General features: G+C 29.6%; 18 protein-coding genes. 8 read left to right on the forward strand and 10 right to left on the reverse strand.

Features of this window, described 5'->3' with window-relative positions; genetic code table 11:
* Nucleotides 1-41 precede the first annotated feature (41 nt).
* The 8 genes from SY27_RS12590 to SY27_RS12625 form a co-directional block, all read right to left on the reverse strand.
* A complete protein-coding gene (locus SY27_RS12590; protein ID WP_045970810.1) occupies nt 42-1,208 on the reverse strand; it encodes a hypothetical protein in 1,167 nt (388 codons plus the stop codon).
* Nucleotides 1,209-1,220: 12 nt separating this feature from the next.
* Complete coding sequence (locus tag SY27_RS12595) at nt 1,221-1,460, reverse strand: hypothetical protein (protein ID WP_045970812.1); 240 nt, start codon at nt 1,458-1,460, stop codon at nt 1,221-1,223.
* A 127-nt stretch (nt 1,461-1,587) separates the two neighbouring features.
* Nucleotides 1,588-3,387: a DUF262 domain-containing protein gene (locus tag SY27_RS12600; protein ID WP_045970814.1), complete on the reverse strand. Its 1,800-nt coding sequence runs from the start codon at nt 3,385-3,387 to the stop codon at nt 1,588-1,590.
* A 186-nt stretch (nt 3,388-3,573) separates the two neighbouring features.
* Nucleotides 3,574-6,702 (reverse strand): type I restriction endonuclease subunit R, encoded by a 3,129-nt coding sequence (locus SY27_RS12605; protein ID WP_045970816.1) that lies wholly within the window; start codon nt 6,700-6,702, stop codon nt 3,574-3,576.
* A 27-nt stretch (nt 6,703-6,729) separates the two neighbouring features.
* Complete coding sequence (locus SY27_RS12610) at nt 6,730-7,914, reverse strand: restriction endonuclease subunit S (protein ID WP_045970818.1); 1,185 nt, start codon at nt 7,912-7,914, stop codon at nt 6,730-6,732.
* A gap of 1 nt (nt 7,915) precedes the next feature.
* Nucleotides 7,916-10,678, reverse strand: coding sequence for a type I restriction-modification system subunit M (locus tag SY27_RS12615; protein WP_045970820.1), 2,763 nt, complete (start codon nt 10,676-10,678; stop codon nt 7,916-7,918).
* A 5-nt stretch (nt 10,679-10,683) separates the two neighbouring features.
* Nucleotides 10,684-12,150, reverse strand: coding sequence for a DUF2779 domain-containing protein (locus SY27_RS12620; RefSeq protein ID WP_045970822.1), 1,467 nt, complete (start codon nt 12,148-12,150; stop codon nt 10,684-10,686).
* A complete protein-coding gene (locus SY27_RS12625; RefSeq protein WP_045970824.1) occupies nt 12,151-12,441 on the reverse strand; it encodes a helix-turn-helix domain-containing protein in 291 nt (96 codons plus the stop codon).
* 281 nt (nt 12,442-12,722) lie between these two features.
* On the opposite strand from SY27_RS12625, the gene SY27_RS12630 reads away from it, so the two are divergent.
* Nucleotides 12,723-13,118 (forward strand): hypothetical protein, encoded by a 396-nt coding sequence (locus SY27_RS12630; RefSeq protein ID WP_045970826.1) that lies wholly within the window; start codon nt 12,723-12,725, stop codon nt 13,116-13,118.
* Between the two features lie 358 nt (nt 13,119-13,476).
* Complete coding sequence (locus SY27_RS12635) at nt 13,477-13,911, forward strand: RadC family protein (RefSeq protein ID WP_045970828.1); 435 nt, start codon at nt 13,477-13,479, stop codon at nt 13,909-13,911.
* Nucleotides 13,912-14,029: 118 nt separating this feature from the next.
* On the opposite strand, the gene SY27_RS12640 is transcribed toward SY27_RS12635, so the two are convergent.
* The gene (locus tag SY27_RS12640; protein ID WP_045970830.1) at nt 14,030-14,254 is read right to left on the reverse strand and encodes a helix-turn-helix domain-containing protein; all 225 of its coding nucleotides are present in this window, start codon (nt 14,252-14,254) and stop codon (nt 14,030-14,032) included.
* 106 nt (nt 14,255-14,360) lie between these two features.
* On the opposite strand from SY27_RS12640, the gene SY27_RS12645 reads away from it, so the two are divergent.
* The 6 genes from SY27_RS12645 (at nt 14,361) to SY27_RS18705 (ending at nt 17,358) form a co-directional block, all read left to right on the forward strand.
* Nucleotides 14,361-15,068: a hypothetical protein gene (locus SY27_RS12645; protein ID WP_045970832.1), complete on the forward strand. Its 708-nt coding sequence runs from the start codon at nt 14,361-14,363 to the stop codon at nt 15,066-15,068.
* A gap of 7 nt (nt 15,069-15,075) precedes the next feature.
* Complete coding sequence (locus tag SY27_RS12650; RefSeq protein WP_045970834.1) at nt 15,076-15,573, forward strand: hypothetical protein; 498 nt, start codon at nt 15,076-15,078, stop codon at nt 15,571-15,573.
* Nucleotides 15,574-15,575: 2 nt separating this feature from the next.
* Complete coding sequence (locus SY27_RS12655; RefSeq protein ID WP_045971159.1) at nt 15,576-15,932, forward strand: DUF3127 domain-containing protein; 357 nt, start codon at nt 15,576-15,578, stop codon at nt 15,930-15,932.
* Nucleotides 15,933-15,953: 21 nt separating this feature from the next.
* Entirely contained in the window at nt 15,954-16,340 is a 387-nt protein-coding gene (locus SY27_RS12660; protein WP_045970836.1) for a hypothetical protein, read from the forward strand.
* A gap of 4 nt (nt 16,341-16,344) precedes the next feature.
* A complete protein-coding gene (locus SY27_RS12665) occupies nt 16,345-16,704 on the forward strand; it encodes a hypothetical protein (RefSeq protein WP_045970837.1) in 360 nt (119 codons plus the stop codon).
* A gap of 444 nt (nt 16,705-17,148) precedes the next feature.
* Nucleotides 17,149-17,358: a hypothetical protein gene (locus SY27_RS18705; RefSeq protein ID WP_152640761.1), complete on the forward strand. Its 210-nt coding sequence runs from the start codon at nt 17,149-17,151 to the stop codon at nt 17,356-17,358.
* An 8-nt stretch (nt 17,359-17,366) separates the two neighbouring features.
* Here the strand turns inward: SY27_RS18705 and SY27_RS12670 are convergent, their stop codons facing one another.
* Nucleotides 17,367-17,957, reverse strand: a complete 591-nt coding sequence (locus SY27_RS12670; RefSeq protein ID WP_045970839.1) for a riboflavin synthase — start codon at nt 17,955-17,957, stop codon at nt 17,367-17,369.
* Between the last annotated feature and the right edge of the window lie 16 nt (nt 17,958-17,973).

A 17,973-nucleotide genomic window follows, 5' to 3' on the forward strand; every position in this document is an offset into this window, starting at 1 on the left:
CCCAGCCTCTTTAATTAGGGGTTGGGTTTATTTTAGCTTTATTATAAAAGAGGTTTTATTACAAACCAAAATGATAAAGCTCCCCAAAGAATTAGGCTTAGTATTCTAATACCTATATTTTTAAAATCATAACACAATTTTTTGTCTTTACCTTCAAAAGGAACAAAAAGGACAATAAATTGATTGATAAAAAGTATGACGAGTAGTTTTCCCCAAAAGCCTGTTTTAACAAAGTAATTTGATAGAAAAGATTCATCTAAATTTAGAATTTTATAAAAGAAATGAACAAAAATTATTATTAAAATTGAAATTAAATATCCTATTTGAATCTTCGAAAATATTCTTTGTTTTTTTGCTTCTTTTTCAATTTTCTTTTTTATTGAAGGAATATAAGTTAAATTAAGATTTACAATATTTTTAGCATTTAAAACAAAAATATCACCTGGTACTTTTAACCTATTTCTAGATTGAGTAGGGTTTTCATCTTTAATTTCAACCCCTTCTTTATCAATATTTTTTTCTTTCTTTTTATATCTATGCGTGTCAATTAAATAGACTTTGTCTAACTGAGTGATGTCATCACTTTTTAAGTCATAATCAACGACATAACCAGTGTAAAGCTCTTTTCTGTCATTTTGTTCACTGACAGAAACTAAAATATCTGCATAAGTCATCAGAGTGTCTTGTTCTTGTCCTTTATTGTTTTTGAAAGATACATTATGAGCATCTTCAAATTTTTTCATATTAAGAACCTCACCACTAAAGATATAATACCATTGATTGTTATACCGAAATAGTTTATATTTTTTATCCCATTTTAAAGTTCTAATTAGTCTACTGCAAAGCCAACCAGAGAATGAGGCAAAAGCAAATACTCCAAGAGAATAAAGAAAGAAAGTTATTATGTCATTATTAATGAAATTTTTGGTAGCTGTTTGTGTACCATTTGCACCATCTGAAGTTATGTCTCTAAAAATAGTAAAGACATCAAGATAGCTTGTTTCAAACCCAAGTGATAAATTATAAATTATAAAAGCGATAATTTGAATTACAATGCCAGGTATTATGCTAAAAAAAACGGAATGTAATACAGGGTCTTTAGTGTTAAATTGTTTAGAAAATTCGCCATAGAAAAAGAATCTTCTAAATAAGATGCCAGGGATTACTATAGATATAAAAAAGGCTATAAAACCTAAAGTAAGATTCATATAGCCTAAAAATTATAAAATTGACTCTAATTTTGTTTTACTCCACTCACCTGTATCATGATAATCATCTACAGCTTCTCTAAGTTTATCAGCAGTTTCAGGGTTTTGTATAGCTTTTAATGCATCATCAGAAATCACATTGGTTTCTGTGTCTGTTTTCAATGCATTGTAAACATCATGAACAATAATCAAAAGAGATAAAACTCCAAGAAATCCCAAAATGCTATCGAAAGTATTTTTATTGTTTTCCATATTGATTAGTTGATTTGTTATTGCAAAATTATCTATTTAGTTAACGATAAAAAAATGTTTTAGTATATATTTCACATTAATAACATTCAAACAGCGTGCCTTTTTTCTTCATTATTAATCAGAAAAGCTACAATTTAAATAATTCTATTGCCTTTTCTACTAACATATCAGTTCTGTTTTCTATGTCTGTTTTAGTCCACATTGAAGCGTCCTTTAGTTGCTCATTTAAAAACAACCCATTCCTAAAGCCTACATTTTTTCCATCTTTCTTTTTTTCTTGCTTATCTTTTAAAGGTTTATTACTTAATTGAGAGTTGTAGCCTGTTAAAGTTAAGTTACCTAATTTATGCACATACTCTTTTCTAATTTCATCAGCGTCTTTATTATCTCCATTTGCGACCATATCTACCCAATGTTGAGGAATGTTTTCTCCTTGTGGAAAAACATGTTCAATAGTCCAAACAAATTTCTTTTTATCTCTTGAATAAAAATTAGAGTATACTTCTCTTGTTTCTGTTTCTGATAATTCTATTGAAGAAAGAATGTACCTAGTTGCTCCTACATTTTCATCATATAAGTTTCCTTTCAATTTCTCTTCAAATAAGACATCTGATGCAGGTTTCCCTTTTTCTATAATGAATTCTCTGATTTTACTATAAGAATATGAATCTATTTTATTGATTTCGTCTATAATGTCCATGAAGTAATTAGTAATATCTCTTGTAGGGGGTGTGTCGGTAACATTTCTTCTTATAGAATAATTACATAATAAATTTATTAATTCTATCTTTTCTAACTCAGTAATTTCAAATTTAGTATCTACAAAAAGCAGTAACATAAAACCATCAATACCATTTACATTTTCTAAATTTCTTAGCGCCCTAATCATCTTTTCTGAATGTTCATGTTCATCTAATTCATATTGAATATGTTTAGAATATATTAAAGATGCAGACTCTAATCTGTCAAAAAATTTGTTTACATCTTTATTGATTAGTTCTTCATAAATGGTAATTAAATTTGACCTTAATGCTTTTGGTTTTTTTTCAACCTTTATAAATGAATCTAAATGAAATGCATTGTAAAATTGTCTTAAAAACCTTTCTTGTACTTTATACTCATCTGTTAAGTTATTGATTAAAGCATTCCATCTATCAAAATTATCATCTAATGAAGTGGTTTTGTCTATCTTTTCAAGATGTCCTAGAAGTTTGTTTTTAATTAAGTCTATAGCAGACAAAGGAACACCTCTGTTGTTTAGGGTTTCAAATAAAGTAAAAGCATCAGCATGTGTAGCAACATCTATTTTAACTAATGTTGCACTATTGAGCTTTGTTAACAATGTTTTTACAGATTCAAAAGTGTATTTAGGGTTTTTGTATTCATCATCACTAATTTCTGTAAGTCTTTTATAAAAATAATTATAAGCTCTGGCTATTTGCCTTAGGCCTAGAAAACGTGGTTTTTTAGAAGCTTTTATTTCTTTTATAACTTCAGAAAAAATCCATTTATAGTCATCAAAATTATGATTTGAATAAGAAGGTGTTAGTCTTAATTCATTTTTACGAAGTGTTATTTTTTTCTTTAGAGAACTTAGTTCTACTAAAATATCCATATCATCAACATCTGGATTGTTTTCTAATAAAAATTGATAGATAGCTAAGTAAAACAAACTTATTGTAGTCATTCTTTGTTGACCATCTACTAATTCTAATTCTCCAGGCTTTAAACTATCACTTTGGGTATTTATACAAATTATAGAACCAAGAAAATGCCCTCCATCACTTTCTTCAATATCATCAAACATTGATTCCCAATTATTTTTTCCCCAAACATATTCTCTTTGATATTTTGGTATGTAATAACTTATTTCATTGTCAGTGCTAAATAATTCTGAAAGCGGTTTGTTTGCTGTATTTTGTATCATAATTTAATTTCTAATTTTAGAAAGAAATGAGGTTTTGCTTCAATTCTCTAATTACCTCAATTACACTTCTATCTGTATAAGTGTTTTTAGTTTGTTTGTGCTTAATAATGTTACTTTTTCTACTCAATATTAATTTAAATAGTTATTCAAAGTTTTAGCTTCTCATTTTAGTAAAATTTGAAATTCTTATATTTCAAAACCACCACTAATAATAAATTCTTGAAGTAAGTCCTCAATCTTTATGTTAACCCTAAATGGAGGAATTGATTTGCCTTCTATTTTTTCAAAATATTCTTTTGCTTTGTCTTTATCAACTGTACTTTTTAAATCATCAAAACGACCATACTCATTTATGTTTTTCTCCGTTATGTTTGAGTCCATCATGTTACGAAGTTTTGACTCATCTAAATCTAGTATTTCCGAAATTCTAAATATCTGGTCATTTTTAGCATTGAAAAGGTACTCTGTAATGTATTCTCTAAAGGTCTTACCGCTTTGAATACTTATGATGCCACTTTGAATATCATGTATAAAAATGTTAGCGTATTTTTGTTCTTCTTGAGTTAATGATGCAAATGACTTATGTAATTCGTCTAAAGTATGTTGTAGTTGTTCGCTATCAATATCATCCCCTTTGAGTTCTTTAAGATATTTATCAAAACGAGAATTCATGTAATCTGCATCAATTTTGTCTGTATCAATCTCTGTTAAATGCCCTTCAATTTCAAAAGGAACCTCAGTTGTTCCAATTCCACCACCATCACCACTAAATAACTCTCTATAACGTAAAGCTAAAATTAAGTATGTATTTTCGTTAAAATTCATTTCAACCACAGACTTTTTTTTCCCTTTGCTAAAAAGGTATTTTAATTGACTCCAATTAAAGCCTTGAATTTTTGCTGCTTCTAAAAAGTTATTTAAATCTTTGAAAAGTGAAGCAAACCTTCCTCGTTCTGGAATACTTTCAGGTAGCCTTTCAAAATTTTGAACACCTGCGGAAATAAATAATTGAGAAATTTCATTAAAAACAAAGTTTAATGAATTTAAATTTTGTTCTAATCGATCAACAAATAAATCAACTGGTTTATCTCCAGAGTATAATTCTATAGCTCTGTTTATATGCTGTTCCATAGTGTGTGGAAACCGATAATAACGTATTGTTCCAAAAGGCTTGTCTGGTCCAAAAAGACGATTTGTTCTAGAAAATGCTTGAATAATGTTTTCGTACTTAATAACTTTGTCCAAGTATAAAGTATTAATCCATTTAGAATCAAAACCTGTAAGCATTTGGTCTACAACAATTAATAAATCAATTTGTTTTTCTTGTGTAGTTTCAATTCTTAGATAAGGTTCTTTGTGTGCAAGTCTTGCAGCAATATCTTTTTTAAATTTTGAGTGCGTTGCTAAGGTGTAATCTTGTTCATACCTATGGTTATAATCTTCAAGTATTTCAACTAACCCATCTTCTTTATATGCAGCATTGCCAATATTTTCAATAGTAGAATCAAATAATGCGGTTATTTTTAGTTCAGGATTTAATCTTTTTATCAACCTGTAATAGTCAATAGCTTCATTTATACTGCTTGTTGCAAAAATGGAATGAAACTTATTGTTCTGACTTAATACTATCCAATTTTCTATAATGTCTTCAACCACCTTTTCTTGATGGGTATCAATTTCATATTGAGACTTAGGTACAAAATCTTCTATACCTCGAACATAATTTCCAGATGGCTCATAATAGCCAGCCATTCTCACATCATTCATATACCTATTGAAGATTTCTCTCTTTGCTGGGTCAGAAAGTGCTTCTGCTTCATCAACAGCTCTAGCTTTTTCAAGGGCTATTTCTCTTCTTAAATCACGATCTTTATAGGTTAGAATTTTATATGGGTCAAAACCTAATACATTTTTGTCTCTTATACCATCTGCAATACTGTATCTATGTAACTCGTCACCAAAAACTGTTGAAGTTGTATTCATTTTCTTCTGGTTTTCATCAAGTATTGGTGTACCTGTAAACCCAAAGAAAATAGCTGATGAAAACGTGTTTTTTATGTCAATTAGCATATCTCCAAAAGTAGAACGATGTGCTTCATCTACAATAAACACTGTTCTTTTACCATTCATTATCTCGATGTCTCTAGCATTTAAACCACCATCTTCATCTTTAATATTACTCATCTTCTGAATAGAAGTAACAATTAATGTATTGATAGGGTCTGTACTTTTTAGTTTTGTGACTAAAACACCTGTATTTTCAGTGGCTTGTACATCTTCATTTTCATCTGAAAAACCTCGATACTCTTTTAAAGATTGTGTGCCTAGTTCAATTCTATCCATTAAAAAGATAACTTTATCAGCATCTTTAGAGTTTGCAATGAGTTGAGCCGATTTAAAACTGGTCATAGTTTTGCCAGAACCTGTAGTATGCCAAATATAACCACCAAGAGCATGCTTACTTTTCCAATCTGTTTTGGCAACCTTATCTGAAATAGCATTTGCTGCATAATACTGATAGCTACGCATAACTTTTAGAACACCATCATTATTATCTGGTACAGTATAAAAACCAATTAATTGATGTGCCATTGGAATGGAAAGCAAAGAGGAGGCAATGTTTCCCCAATCATTTATAGGTTCATTATTAAAGTCTGCCCAATGAAAATAAAAATCTTTATTGAACTTTCCATCTGGTCCAGGATTTGCAAAATAAACAGTTTCTTTAGGTTCCATAGCCACAAATACCTGAACTAAAGAAAACAGACCACTAAAGATACCAGAGCGAGAATAATTTTCTATTTGATGATAAGCTTGACTAACAGATACACCACTTCTTTTTAACTCAATATGAATTAGTGGCATACCATTAATTAAAAGCAGTATATCTCCACGTCTATCATTTAGTATTTTAGATTTGGTTGGAAACTTTGGTTGCTGTACAATTTGATACCTACTTTGTCCTGCTGCTATTTCGTGCCTATCATATATCTTTAGACTTACTTCTTTGCCAAAATGTAATTTATCTTCAGGATTATCACGTTTTATTGCAACAGTTTTACCATTTATGAAACCGTTTAATTTAAGTGGTGTTCTTAATTCAGTAATTTGCTCTAGTATTTGTTGCATTTCACCATGGGTTAATGGTGTGTCATTTAAGCGGTCTATACCTCTGTTATTATCAAAAAGAATATTTGCCCAGTTGTTAAGCAAGTCTTCTTCTGTTGGGTTTTTAATAACCTCATTTTCCCAGCCTTTTTTACTAAGTGCTAGTATTAAGGCTTCTTCAAATTCAGATTCTTTGGTAAATGTCATTTTCTTTAATTTTATATAACCAGTAACTTACTCTTGTGTGACTAACATTTTTGAAAAACAGGCTTTTTTAATGTTTTTTAGTTTTTTTAATTCTTTTTTATGTTGGGATATTAATACGTCAATGTGTTTGAAATAATCACTTATGTTTTTTTGTTCTTGTGGACTAGGTAATAGAAAGATGAAATTATTTATAGGATCCTTTTGGATATTTGGCAAGCCAGAACCAACTCTTAAACTCATAATTTTAATTTGTTCAGATTTTAATATTTGGTAAAGAAATTCAGGGATTACTTCATTTGAAATTTTTCCTAGACTATAGCAGTGTCCTCCAGACCAGAATTTTGTTTTAATAAAGTTAACGAAACCACAAGAATTGCCACCCTCACTAATGGTTATTGTGTTTTCAATTGTATTCCAATTTTCAGTATATCCAGAAGGAGTTATGCCTCCATTAATTACTGGATATGTTCCTTCTTCCTTTAATTCAACTTTATTAATTTGTGCTCCTTTTGAAATGTCAGAAATCTTACCAAGTGTCTTTTCGTTCCAATTATCGGTAAATCCTTTAAAACGAATTTCAGGTATTAAAGCACCATTTTTAGGAAACATTTTATCAAGCATCGCTTTTTTAAGAATAACTAGCTTATCATATTTTTTTTGATGATGATTAATTAAATCCTCAATGTAATCGAATAGTTTCCCTATTTTTTTCTGTTCATTAAGTGAAGATGATATGCCTACTTTTAAAGATAAAAGATTTTCAGGGCTAACAGATTGTCTTTTTACAACAGTTCCTTCCTCATACTGTAAAGCTCTTAATTTGAACTTTTCGCTTTTAACAATCAATTCTATAAATGAAGGTTCTTCTTCTGTAGTGAAGGTTACATATATAGGCGATATAACACCTCTACCATGTTTGTTTCTATCTATGGCTCCATATTTAAGATTTGAAGGATTGTAAACTATATCGTTAAGTTCTGTTAGTTTATAAACCTTGTTTTCTTGGTCTAAAGTTAAATGGTCTCTGTTATTGGATTTTCTTTCGCTTCTATCTATAACACCTTGTCCTGAAGCAAATGCTAAAATTGGTGCATCTTCAGATATTTTCTGCATTGTTTTACGTTCTGTAAGTACTTTCCCTAATTCTAGGTGTTTCCAATCTTCTGTAAACCCTTTAAAACGAACTTCAGGATTTTTATTTTTATTAGCCATATTAATTTTCACTATTTAATAAAACCTTCAATTCATTCAATCCTTTCATGTCAAACTCATTACCTGTAAGGTCTTCTATTAATTTAGATAAAGAGTTTTCTGCTACTTTAATTTCTTTGGCAACATCTGAGTATGTAGTGCTGTACTTTTCAGAAAGTTTAATTATTCTGCTTGTTAATTCATCAATAATAGTTTTGGGTAAATTGTTTAAAGAGGTTACAATTGGTTGTACCCATTTTAGCTCTAATAACTCATATACTTGTTCATTAGGTAGGTTTTCAATAGTGTATTTTGTTGCTAAGTGTAGTTTAGCTTTTTCTACTTTAACTAGTTTTTTAAGTTCTTTTTCTTCTTCTAAAAGCTTACCTGTTTTTACTATTTTACTTTCATAAGAATCTTCAGGAAATGTAAATGTAGATTGTAATGCAAATAAATGCTTGTTTACATTGGCTTTGCTAAAAGTACCATCTTTACTAGCTTCTATTTTAGCCCATTGTACCTGCTTGTTAGTGTTTATAAAATCAATTTTTTCAGGCTTCTTAGCTTTGTTGACTAACAAATCTAGATAAGTTTTTAAGGTGTTTATTTCTTCCGACTCTACATCAGCAAAAATATCTTGAAGAGCGAGACCAACTTCTTTAGTTACAAAAGCATCATTGCTATCATTTAATACAGGAGAATCTTTTTCTTCTTCGGATAAAGAATCAATAATTTCTTCATATTCTGAAGCAATTTCTAAAAGACGATTTTCTTTCTTTTGTAAGCTATCTAATTCCTCTTTTAAATATGTTTTTTGAACCAATTCAAAAGGCATGATGCGACCTTTCCAACCCTCTTGAACTTCTACATCTTTACCATCTTTCTTTTTCATTACCATATTTGGCTCTACTACTTTAGCAGATTCAAAACCTTCAGTTTGAATAATTTCTAAATCTATCTTTATAGCTTCCCATTCATTGTCCAACAATTGATATGCCTCATATTTATCTATCAAATCTATTGTTTCAAGTCTTTTAAAAATATCATTACTTAATACTGTTTTTTCTCGTGGAACATTAACGGTTTCCATATTCGTTAATAATTCCTGTTTTAAATAAGTATCTAAATCACTAAATGAAGTGTCAAACTTTTCTTTAAATACTTTCACACTTGCTTGTTCTTTAATAGCATTATTAATTTCTTTAACCTTTAATTCGGCATTAACTTCTGAAGTTTTAGAAAATAAGGCTTCTCTCAAATTAGGGAAGGCTTGCCAATATTTTTCAAGTTCATCTATTTCTTTTACAGGAATACCACCAAACATAGAAGCATAAATATCCCAACTTTCTGGATTCTCTGAAGAATCTACATATCTAGGAATATTTAAATTGTATTCATTTTCTCTAATGTAATCTCTTTCTACTACTTTAGAAAATTTAGGTTTGGTTTGTCTATCACGAATTATATCTGCAATTTTTTTAATATCCGAAGCTCTTAACTTATTGTTTTTACCTTCTTTTATAAATCCTTTTGATGCATCTATAATTAATACATCTGTATTTACTCGTTTTTGTTTTAAAACAATAACAACTGTTGGTATTCCTGTACCAAAGAAAATACTTGGAGGCAAACCAATGATAGTGTCAATATGATTTGCTTCAATTAACCTTTTACGGATTGTACCCTCTTCACCACCTCTAAACAAAACACCATGCGGCAACACTATGGTCATAATTCCGTCTGGTTTAATGTGGAATAAATCGTGTAGAAGAAAAGCAAAGTCGGCCTTAGATTTTGGAGCCAATCCAAATCTTGAATATCTTGGGTCTGAATCTTTATTAGTTGGGTCCCATTTTTGAGAATAAGGGGGATTAGAAACTACTGCGTCTACATAAAGTGTATTGTAAGTTTGTACAGCATCATTTTCATCAAAATAAGGCCAATCATCTTCTAAAGTATCTCCATTGCGAGTTACAATGTTGTTTGGTAAAATATCACGCATAACCAAGTTCATTCTGGTAAGGTTATATGTGTTCTTTTTTAGTTCTTGTGCGTAGTATTTAATGTTGTTTTTATCATCAATGTGTTTTGCGACACTATTACCAATGTTAATAAGCAAAGAACCTGAGCCACTACAGGAATCGTAAATTTGAATTTCTTTTCTGTCTTTTAAATGGTTGGAAACAATTTCCGATAACAACACTGAAACTTCATGAGGCGTATAAAATTCTCCTGCTTTTTTACCTGCATTGGCAGCAAATTTTTCAATAAGATATTCGTAAATAAAACCAAGCACATCATATCCTTGCTTGCTATCCATAGGGATGTCTTTAATCAAGTGTAACAGGTCACTGATTGCCTTAGTTTGTTTTGGGGCAGTATCTCCTAACTTACTTAAACCAGTTTGTAGAGTGTCAAAAATTTCATCAAATAGCTTTTTATGAGCAGGACTAATTAAGCGATTAAATGCAGACAATCCTGTTCTTACGTTGTCAACACTAAAGTCTTTTCCTAAATCAATCCAAGTGGTAAACAAATCATCATAGGCAATAAAATAACCTATATTTTTTTTTATGTAATTTACTGTTTCTTCATCTTCTTCTGAAAGTGCTTTTATATCTTCTTCAGTGAAATCTGCTTTTTTACAGAATTGTATTTCTTTGTCTGAAAGGTACTTGTAAAAAATGAAACCTAATATGTAATCTTTATATTCGTTAGCCTCAATTTTAGATCGCATTTGGTTTGCAGATTCCCAAATCTTAGCTGCTAATTGTTGTTTATTCATATTTATTATTGTTTGAAACTATTTATTTTTTTATAAATTTCTACCATAGCCAGAGTATCCAGTTTGCAGTAAGCTAATAAGTTTTCCCTTGTTTGGCTTATATCTTCATTAAAATTTGGGTCAGTTACCATTCTTCCCCAAGTATCAAGAGCCATTGTCCCGTCTTTAACTTCTAAATCAGAATATGAAAATTGAGGGCATAAAATAGGCAACACTTTTTTAATAGATGTTGATCCGTGAAACCTATAATCAACATAGTCTGTTTTAAAAATGCTCATTAAGTCGAACATATTCGTATTCATATAGTTTAAGTAATCTGTAAATTGCGGAACCCAAAACAACATATCCTTGTTTCTACTTATCTCAAAAGAAGCATTCCATGATATAAAAGTACCTGTAAAACTTGTGAAATCTCGCATTTGTTTTAGCATCTCAATAGGTTGTTCTAGTTTGCACCCTAACCACTCAAAATGAGTTGTCTCATTGTTTTCCTGCATTGTGTGTATAGACACTTGAAAAACAAGGTGGTTGTGAGGTCTCATGTTGTCTAATTTTGGAATTGCTGTTGGGAAAGTTTCATAATCAACAAAGTGTAATGGAAATTTGAGGTTTTTTAGAGTTTTCTCAATTTTGGATTTATTAATTACAACAAGTTCCTTTCTTGCAGACTCTACTTGGGCTTGTTGAATTTCGCTTAACTCAAAATCAAGAGGAATATCTAAAATTCCTAATTGATTATTATCTGCCAATAGACCAATTTTTTTAGCTGAAATTCTTGCAATTTCGTAAATACTAAAATCAGGAACATCTTTATTAAAGTGTTTAAAGCTATCACAATGGTTTGCCTTAGTCTTGAATCTACTCGAACATTGATTTTCGTTAATTGCTTTCTTATTAATAAAATTAAAAGCTGCATTAATATCATTAACAACAGTAGCATATATGTTATTTATTTGTTCGTTTACATTAGTAATTTCTAATAATTCAAATGGATTAATTACTCCTCGTTTAACATAGTTTTTGTTGAGATGGATAATGGAAACTTTTGAAACAGTAAAGCCACATTCCTCTAATACATGTTTCTGAAAACAGGCATCTTCAAGCTTGTCTTTTTTAACACTTGAAGCAGACTTAATTTCATAAATATGGTACTTATTATTATTTAATTTTTCTAAAACATCAATTCTTGCAAATAAACCTTTTTGTGTTAAAAATGTGGGTTGAAAGAATATGGTGTTTTTTGATTCTAATTGTTGTTTTGTATAATTGGGGGAAGTATGTTCTGGTAAGTTAATACCTTTAGGAAATAATAATTTAGCATACTCTTCTACTTCATAGCCTTCTTTGATAAGTTTTTCTAAAAACAGGGAAAATTTACCTTTTGGGTAATCCGTAGGTTTGTTTTTTAAAAGCCATAATGATTCAGGGCAATTACGATATTGTGTAAAATCTGTTTTAGTTAGTTGATGCATTTATTCTTCTTCTGAAGTTAATCTTTTTAAAGCTAATTTTACAGCTGTTATCCCTAATTCTTCGCCTTTTACATCATCATATACTTTTTCGCTTAACCATAATTTTAATAGTTTTGGGTAATCAATATCTAGTGCAATTGCAAGTTTTTCTACTTGTTCCCTAGTAGGTTTTCTATCTCCTTTTTCTATTTTACTTATTAAAGCAGTATCTACATTAATCATAGAAGCTACTTCACGAAGTAATAGGTTTTTAGTTTCTCGTTTAGTTTTTAGTAATTCTGATAGTATCATTTGGTAGTCAAATTATATCTTGTCAAAGATTGTCTAAAATTAGTCAGAAATTTGGATTAAAAAAATTTCAGAAAAATTATTTTTTTGGAAGCTTTGTGAGAGAGTGAGCTACCTTACTCGAAACCCCCACCCATTTTTGGGGAAGGAAACATCCCCACCACATTATATATGAAAGAAAACTTTCTGGCAGGATAAATAAATTCAAGGTGATAGTTGTAATTTATATACTGTAGAATGTTGATTTGTTATGTGGTATTGTACAACCCAAAAACTCAAAAAAAATGGTAAGAATTATTGGTTACAAAGAACGACAAAAGGAGAACGGAGATTCCTTTTTTGTTTTGGAACTTCAAGGTGGAATTGAAATGGTAATGAGCAAAATTACAGGAAGCTTTTACGCAACTGCTAAACGTGCTTTTTTACCTTCAACATTTGATGAACAAACTTGTACTGCTTTAATTGGTACAGAAATGGCAGGAAGCATTACTAAAGAAGCTTGTGAGCCATTTGAATATGTGGTAAAAGAAACGGGTGAAGAAATCACGATGAATCACAGGTGGGTGTATGTTACAGATGAAGCTGTACAGCAAAAGAAAGAAGCTGTTAAGTATGAGCAGAATGTAATTGCAAATGAAAATGTGTTTTCCAAAAATGGAATTTTAGCACATGCAGAGTAAAAAGCAAAAGCAACCTAGTCAATTAGATTAGGTTGCTTTTTTAAAAAGTGTAAAATACCCTTACAATTTAATTCTAGGTTTATACAAACCTTCAAAAATTAAAGAGTGTCAGTTTATGCTTTTTGTAAACGGTATAACAAGGCTATATTTATTATCATGAAGGTAAGTGTAAATAGGTTTTAAATCTGCTTAAGAAAGAAAAAGAACCAAAAAGAAAGAAACTTTGGTTTTTCCCTTTTCCACTATACTTATAAAAGTTTGATAAAGAATTTCTCGGAAGTGTTTCAGAAAGAAACTTTCTTTGAGCAAAGTTATATAAAATAAATGACATAGTCAATAGATTTTAATAGAAAAAAGCATGGAAATATCAGAAATAAGTGTCTCATATTCAAACAGTAAGAAAGAGAAACTAAAAGCAAAAGACAGMAAACAATGTTATGCGCTTTTTTTAGATTCTTGGAATAAAAACACCATAGAATTACAAGAAGAATTCAAAATTTTGCTGTTAAATAGAGCAAATAACGTTTTAGGAATTTATAATTTATCCAGAGGAGGCACAACTGGCACTGTAGTAGATGCAAAATTAGTGTTTAGCGTAGCTTTAAAATGTAATGCAAGTAGTATTATAATTGCACACAATCACCCAAGTGGTAATCTTACACCAAGTGAAGCAGACAAAACAATTACTAATAAATTAAAGCAAGCAGGAAAACTTTTAGATATTGCTTTGCTAGACCATTTAATTGTAACTAAAGAAAACTTTTATAGTTTTTTAGATGAAGGATTGCTGTAGCTATTAATTTCCAATTTATCTTTTATCTATTTGCAAAGGAGCAAGAGAACAGGCTTTTTGAGCTAATTTTAGAAGTTTACTATCTTACTATATAGGTATTAATAGCTAAATTTTAAAATTAAGCTTCTAAGTTTACTAATTCAGAAAGACTAATATCTAGGTTTTCGGCAATCTTTTTTAAAGTGTAAATAGTAGGGTTGGTTCCACCAGCTTCTAAACGGCTAAAATTTGATTTTTCAATGTTGCATTTAGCAGCTAAATCTTGTTGAGGTATATTTCTATCTTCTCTTAATGTTTTAACTCGTTTACCAATTGCTAGTTGAAGTTTTGTCTTATCATCCATTATAACCCTGTATTGTTTAGTTATCAAAAATGACAATTAAGCATGCTGTTTTGGTTATCATAAATGATAAAATAAGTATGTTTGTAAAATAAAATTTATTTAAAATATGAATTCAGAACAAGAAGAACCATTTCTAAAACTAGTAGAAGTAATCAAAGTAAAGATTTCTGATATGGAAGAAAGAGAGGGAGTTAAGCCAACTTTTGAAGACTATGTTAATGAAATGATTGAAGATGGTATTATCTCTATGGATAACCTAGAAAGTCAAATGAGAGCACATGCTCTAGCTTGGAGTGGGGCTAAACTTGGCAGGAGTGATTGGAAAAAAATCTATAATGAAATTAACAATAATATAGAGGTAGTCGATAAGTTTACTGCGAACTCAAAAGTTGAGGTAAATGAAAGTAAAAAAACTAGAAATACAGCTTTAGAAAATAAGTTAGGTTTAGTTGATAATTTTACAGCTTCTCTATTTAAAAGAATAGATAATGAACTAGTCAGACTAATAAAAAGTTTGGGTTCCTTCTCAATATTAATATTGTTGACAACATTTTATGTAACAAAGTATTTACTAATTGAATATGGAAGTTTTTTTACTTATCAAGATATTGAAAGTGAAATTTACACTTTATATGTCATATTGATTATAATTTCATCGTTGTACCTTTTTGCTACAAATGATGAAATGAAGATTAATGTTTTGGCATTCATTAGAAATTTTATAATCCCTAATTTAATGGTTTATTTAGTTATTGTGGGACTTATCTTTGCTGTTAGTAACTTATATAATTGGGTTATTGAATTTTTAAACTAGCGAGATTATGAACAAAATTTATGAAGAATTAGAAAATTTATCAGATAACGGTTTTTACACAAAAGACAAGATTGTTTGGTGGTTAGACAAACATAAATTAAGGTTTGAAAAACTAAAGAAAGATATTGATGCTTTGGCGAATGAGTTTCAAGATGATTATGTAAGGAGTCATAAAGGACTTCAAAAGGAAGCTCAATTTTTAGACACTTATGAAGTGCTGCAAGAAGTTTTAGAGTGCTATAAGAATGAACTTTATTACAAAGGGCAAATAGAATACTATAATAAAGTAAAAGATGATGAGTTTGAAGTAAACTCTTGGTTACAGCTACATAAATTAGATGAAGGCGAAATACAAACCAAGTTTAAAATGATGTTTCAAAACACATCTATTGCATCAGGTTATGAGTTTGTAATTCGTTATCCATTTTCGTTGCCTGTAACCATAAAGTTTAATGAATCAGACTTTTGCCATACAATACAATTGATAAACCTGCTAAAAAACTAACTATGGAGATAATAGGAAAAATAAAAGTTTTAAATGAAACTCAAACAATAGGAGATAGTGGTTTTAGAAAGCGAGAAGTTGTAGTTACTACGCAGGAACAATATCCACAGCATATTTTGGTAGAATTTACACAAGATAAATGTGAATTGCTAAACGGTTTTAATTTAGAACAAAAAGTAAAAATAAATATCAATTTAAGAGGTAGGGAATGGGTCAATCCAGAAGGAATTATTAAATACTTTAATTCAATACAAGGTTGGAGAATTGAACGATTAGAGAGCCAACAACCTACAACAACTTTCACAGAACAAGAACAAGTAAGTTTTATCGACAATCCAGATAATGACTTACCATTTTAAAAACAAATAAATAATTAAATTATGAAGAATACATTTTTAGCATTAATAGCCCTTTTAGCATTTACAGGTTGTTCAAAAGATGATGATGACAAACAAGAACAACAATTTAGTCAATCTCATGTTGTGGAATTTACAACAGGAACATTACAAGATTGGGTTTCAGTTTATGCAACTACAACATTAACATTGGAAGATGGTTCAGAGTCGACAATAAATTCAGATTTTGACTATACAGCAAATAAGCTTACGGTTTTAATTCCAGAAAATACAGCGAGTTTTGAATTAGAGTTTTATATAGAAGATTCTTCTCAAGCAGAAATGCGATTTTATGGAGCAATAAATAACAATACAGTTCATCAGGAAACTATCAATCAGCAAACCTATCAATATCAGTACACTTTTAATTAAGTTTATGAATACGGTAAATTTCAAAAAGTCACTCAAAAGGTGGCTTTTAGTGTTTAGAGGAATATTTATTTGTCCTGAAGGTAAGAGTAAAACTTTGCGATTTAAGATAGGGGAAGAATATGAGTTGCATGAATTTGATTTAATTCCTTTGGGAGAAGTTAAGTCAGAGAATAGTTTTGCGTATGAAGTTTACAAGCATAGAAGTAAAGAGCACAATGTTTACTTGTTTTATAATTGTGATATTTTGAGTGCGTATTGTTTTGTAAATGAAGAAGGTAAAATGATGAGGTTTAAAGCTAAAAAGAACTTGAAAAAAGAAGAAGTGGAAAAAATTATTAGTAGTATTTTAAAAAATAAGTTTTGAAAAATAGAATTTTATAATACATTTGCACTCGGAAACACAAGGCTTCAAAAGATGACAATTTGGTTTTGGGTTAAACATAGGTTAAACATTTTTGCTAAAAGAGGTAAAAATCTGAAAACATCTGCAAACATTAAAAAATGCAACTCATTTGTTTTCAAGTATTTGCAAATAAAAGCAAACATTTGTTAACTAAAAGTTAAGGACTCATAATCAGGTGGTCCCTGGTTCGAGCCCAGGTGGGACCACAAAAAAAATTAGCCAGAAATGGCTATTTTTTTTGTTTAGTTAAGAAAATTTTAAGTTTTTTTTAAAAATGATTGTTTAGTGCAAAAATATTCTTATTTTAGTACTCGGTTAATTAATTTTTTTGACTAAATAATAATTAAAACATTAACAAGGGATTTTTCTTCTTGCAAGAAAGGGAAAATTTATATTTTTATAACCATGAAGTTAGTAATAAATAGAATAGTTTTCATAGTTGCATTTTTGATGAGTTTTTATAATGGGTTCTCTCAAGAAACYCCTCCTCCTCCAACTCCTCCTCCTGGTGATCCTGTGCCTATAGATGGTGGAATAGTGCTAATGTTTTTTGTAGCAATACTGTTTGGATATTATATTTCAAGATATTTTTATAATAAAAAAAGCTCTATATAGAGCTTTTTTTATTTTTGTAATTCCTGAATTCTTTTTATATACTTGCCGAGTACGTCGAATTCTAAATTAATAATGGTTCCAACTTTGTAATGCTTGAAGTTTGTATTCTCGTAAGTATAAGGTATTATAGCAACACTGAATTCGTTTCGTTTTGAGTTTACAACTGTTAAACTTGTGCCGTTAATTGTTATAGATCCTTTTTCTATAGTTATATTGTTACTTGCTTCGTCGTATTTAAAAGTAAAATACCAGCTTCCGTTTGTTTCGGTTATTTCTTTACATATGCCTATTTGGTCTACATGGCCTTGAACTATGTGTCCGTCAAGTCTGTCTCCGAGTTTCATTGCTCGCTCAAGATTAATGACGTCGTTCTCTTTCCAAGAAGAAATGTTTGTTTTTTCAATGGTTTCTTTTATTGCAGTAACGGTGTATTCGCTGTCTTTTATTGCAACTACAGTTAAGCAAATTCCATTATGAGCAACACTTTGGTCAATTTTTAATTCATTTGTAATATTTGAATTTAATTTGATGTGAAGGTTTTCTTTGTCTTTGGTAATTTCTTTTATTGTTCCTAATGTTTCAATGATTCCGGTAAACATAACTAATTTTATTTTA

Source organism: Flavobacterium sp. 316 (assembly GCF_000967805.1).
In the GTDB taxonomy this organism is placed as follows: domain Bacteria; phylum Bacteroidota; class Bacteroidia; order Flavobacteriales; family Flavobacteriaceae; genus Flavobacterium; species Flavobacterium sediminilitoris.

What these genes read in the sequence shown, in the direction of transcription:
- SY27_RS12590 (WP_045970810.1), bottom strand. Translation starts at nt 1,208, where the DNA reads ATGAATCTTACTTTAGGTTTTATAGCCTTTTTTATATCTATAGTAATC.
- SY27_RS12595 (WP_045970812.1), bottom strand. Translation starts at nt 1,460, where the DNA reads ATGGAAAACAATAAAAATACTTTCGATAGCATTTTGGGATTTCTTGGA.
- SY27_RS12600 (WP_045970814.1), bottom strand. Translation starts at nt 3,387, where the DNA reads ATGATACAAAATACAGCAAACAAACCGCTTTCAGAATTATTTAGCACT.
- SY27_RS12605 (WP_045970816.1), bottom strand. Translation starts at nt 6,702, where the DNA reads ATGACATTTACCAAAGAATCTGAATTTGAAGAAGCCTTAATACTAGCA.
- SY27_RS12610 (WP_045970818.1), bottom strand. Translation starts at nt 7,914, where the DNA reads ATGGCTAATAAAAATAAAAATCCTGAAGTTCGTTTTAAAGGGTTTACA.
- SY27_RS12615 (WP_045970820.1), bottom strand. Translation starts at nt 10,678, where the DNA reads ATGAATAAACAACAATTAGCAGCTAAGATTTGGGAATCTGCAAACCAA.
- SY27_RS12620 (WP_045970822.1), bottom strand. Translation starts at nt 12,150, where the DNA reads ATGCATCAACTAACTAAAACAGATTTTACACAATATCGTAATTGCCCT.
- SY27_RS12625 (WP_045970824.1), bottom strand. Translation starts at nt 12,441, where the DNA reads ATGATACTATCAGAATTACTAAAAACTAAACGAGAAACTAAAAACCTA.
- SY27_RS12630 (WP_045970826.1), top strand. Translation starts at nt 12,723, where the DNA reads ATGGTAAGAATTATTGGTTACAAAGAACGACAAAAGGAGAACGGAGAT.
- SY27_RS12640 (WP_045970830.1), bottom strand. Translation starts at nt 14,254, where the DNA reads ATGGATGATAAGACAAAACTTCAACTAGCAATTGGTAAACGAGTTAAA.
- SY27_RS12645 (WP_045970832.1), top strand. Translation starts at nt 14,361, where the DNA reads ATGAATTCAGAACAAGAAGAACCATTTCTAAAACTAGTAGAAGTAATC.
- SY27_RS12650 (WP_045970834.1), top strand. Translation starts at nt 15,076, where the DNA reads ATGAACAAAATTTATGAAGAATTAGAAAATTTATCAGATAACGGTTTT.
- SY27_RS12655 (WP_045971159.1), top strand. Translation starts at nt 15,576, where the DNA reads ATGGAGATAATAGGAAAAATAAAAGTTTTAAATGAAACTCAAACAATA.
- SY27_RS12660 (WP_045970836.1), top strand. Translation starts at nt 15,954, where the DNA reads ATGAAGAATACATTTTTAGCATTAATAGCCCTTTTAGCATTTACAGGT.
- SY27_RS12665 (WP_045970837.1), top strand. Translation starts at nt 16,345, where the DNA reads ATGAATACGGTAAATTTCAAAAAGTCACTCAAAAGGTGGCTTTTAGTG.
- SY27_RS12670 (WP_045970839.1), bottom strand. Translation starts at nt 17,957, where the DNA reads ATGTTTACCGGAATCATTGAAACATTAGGAACAATAAAAGAAATTACC.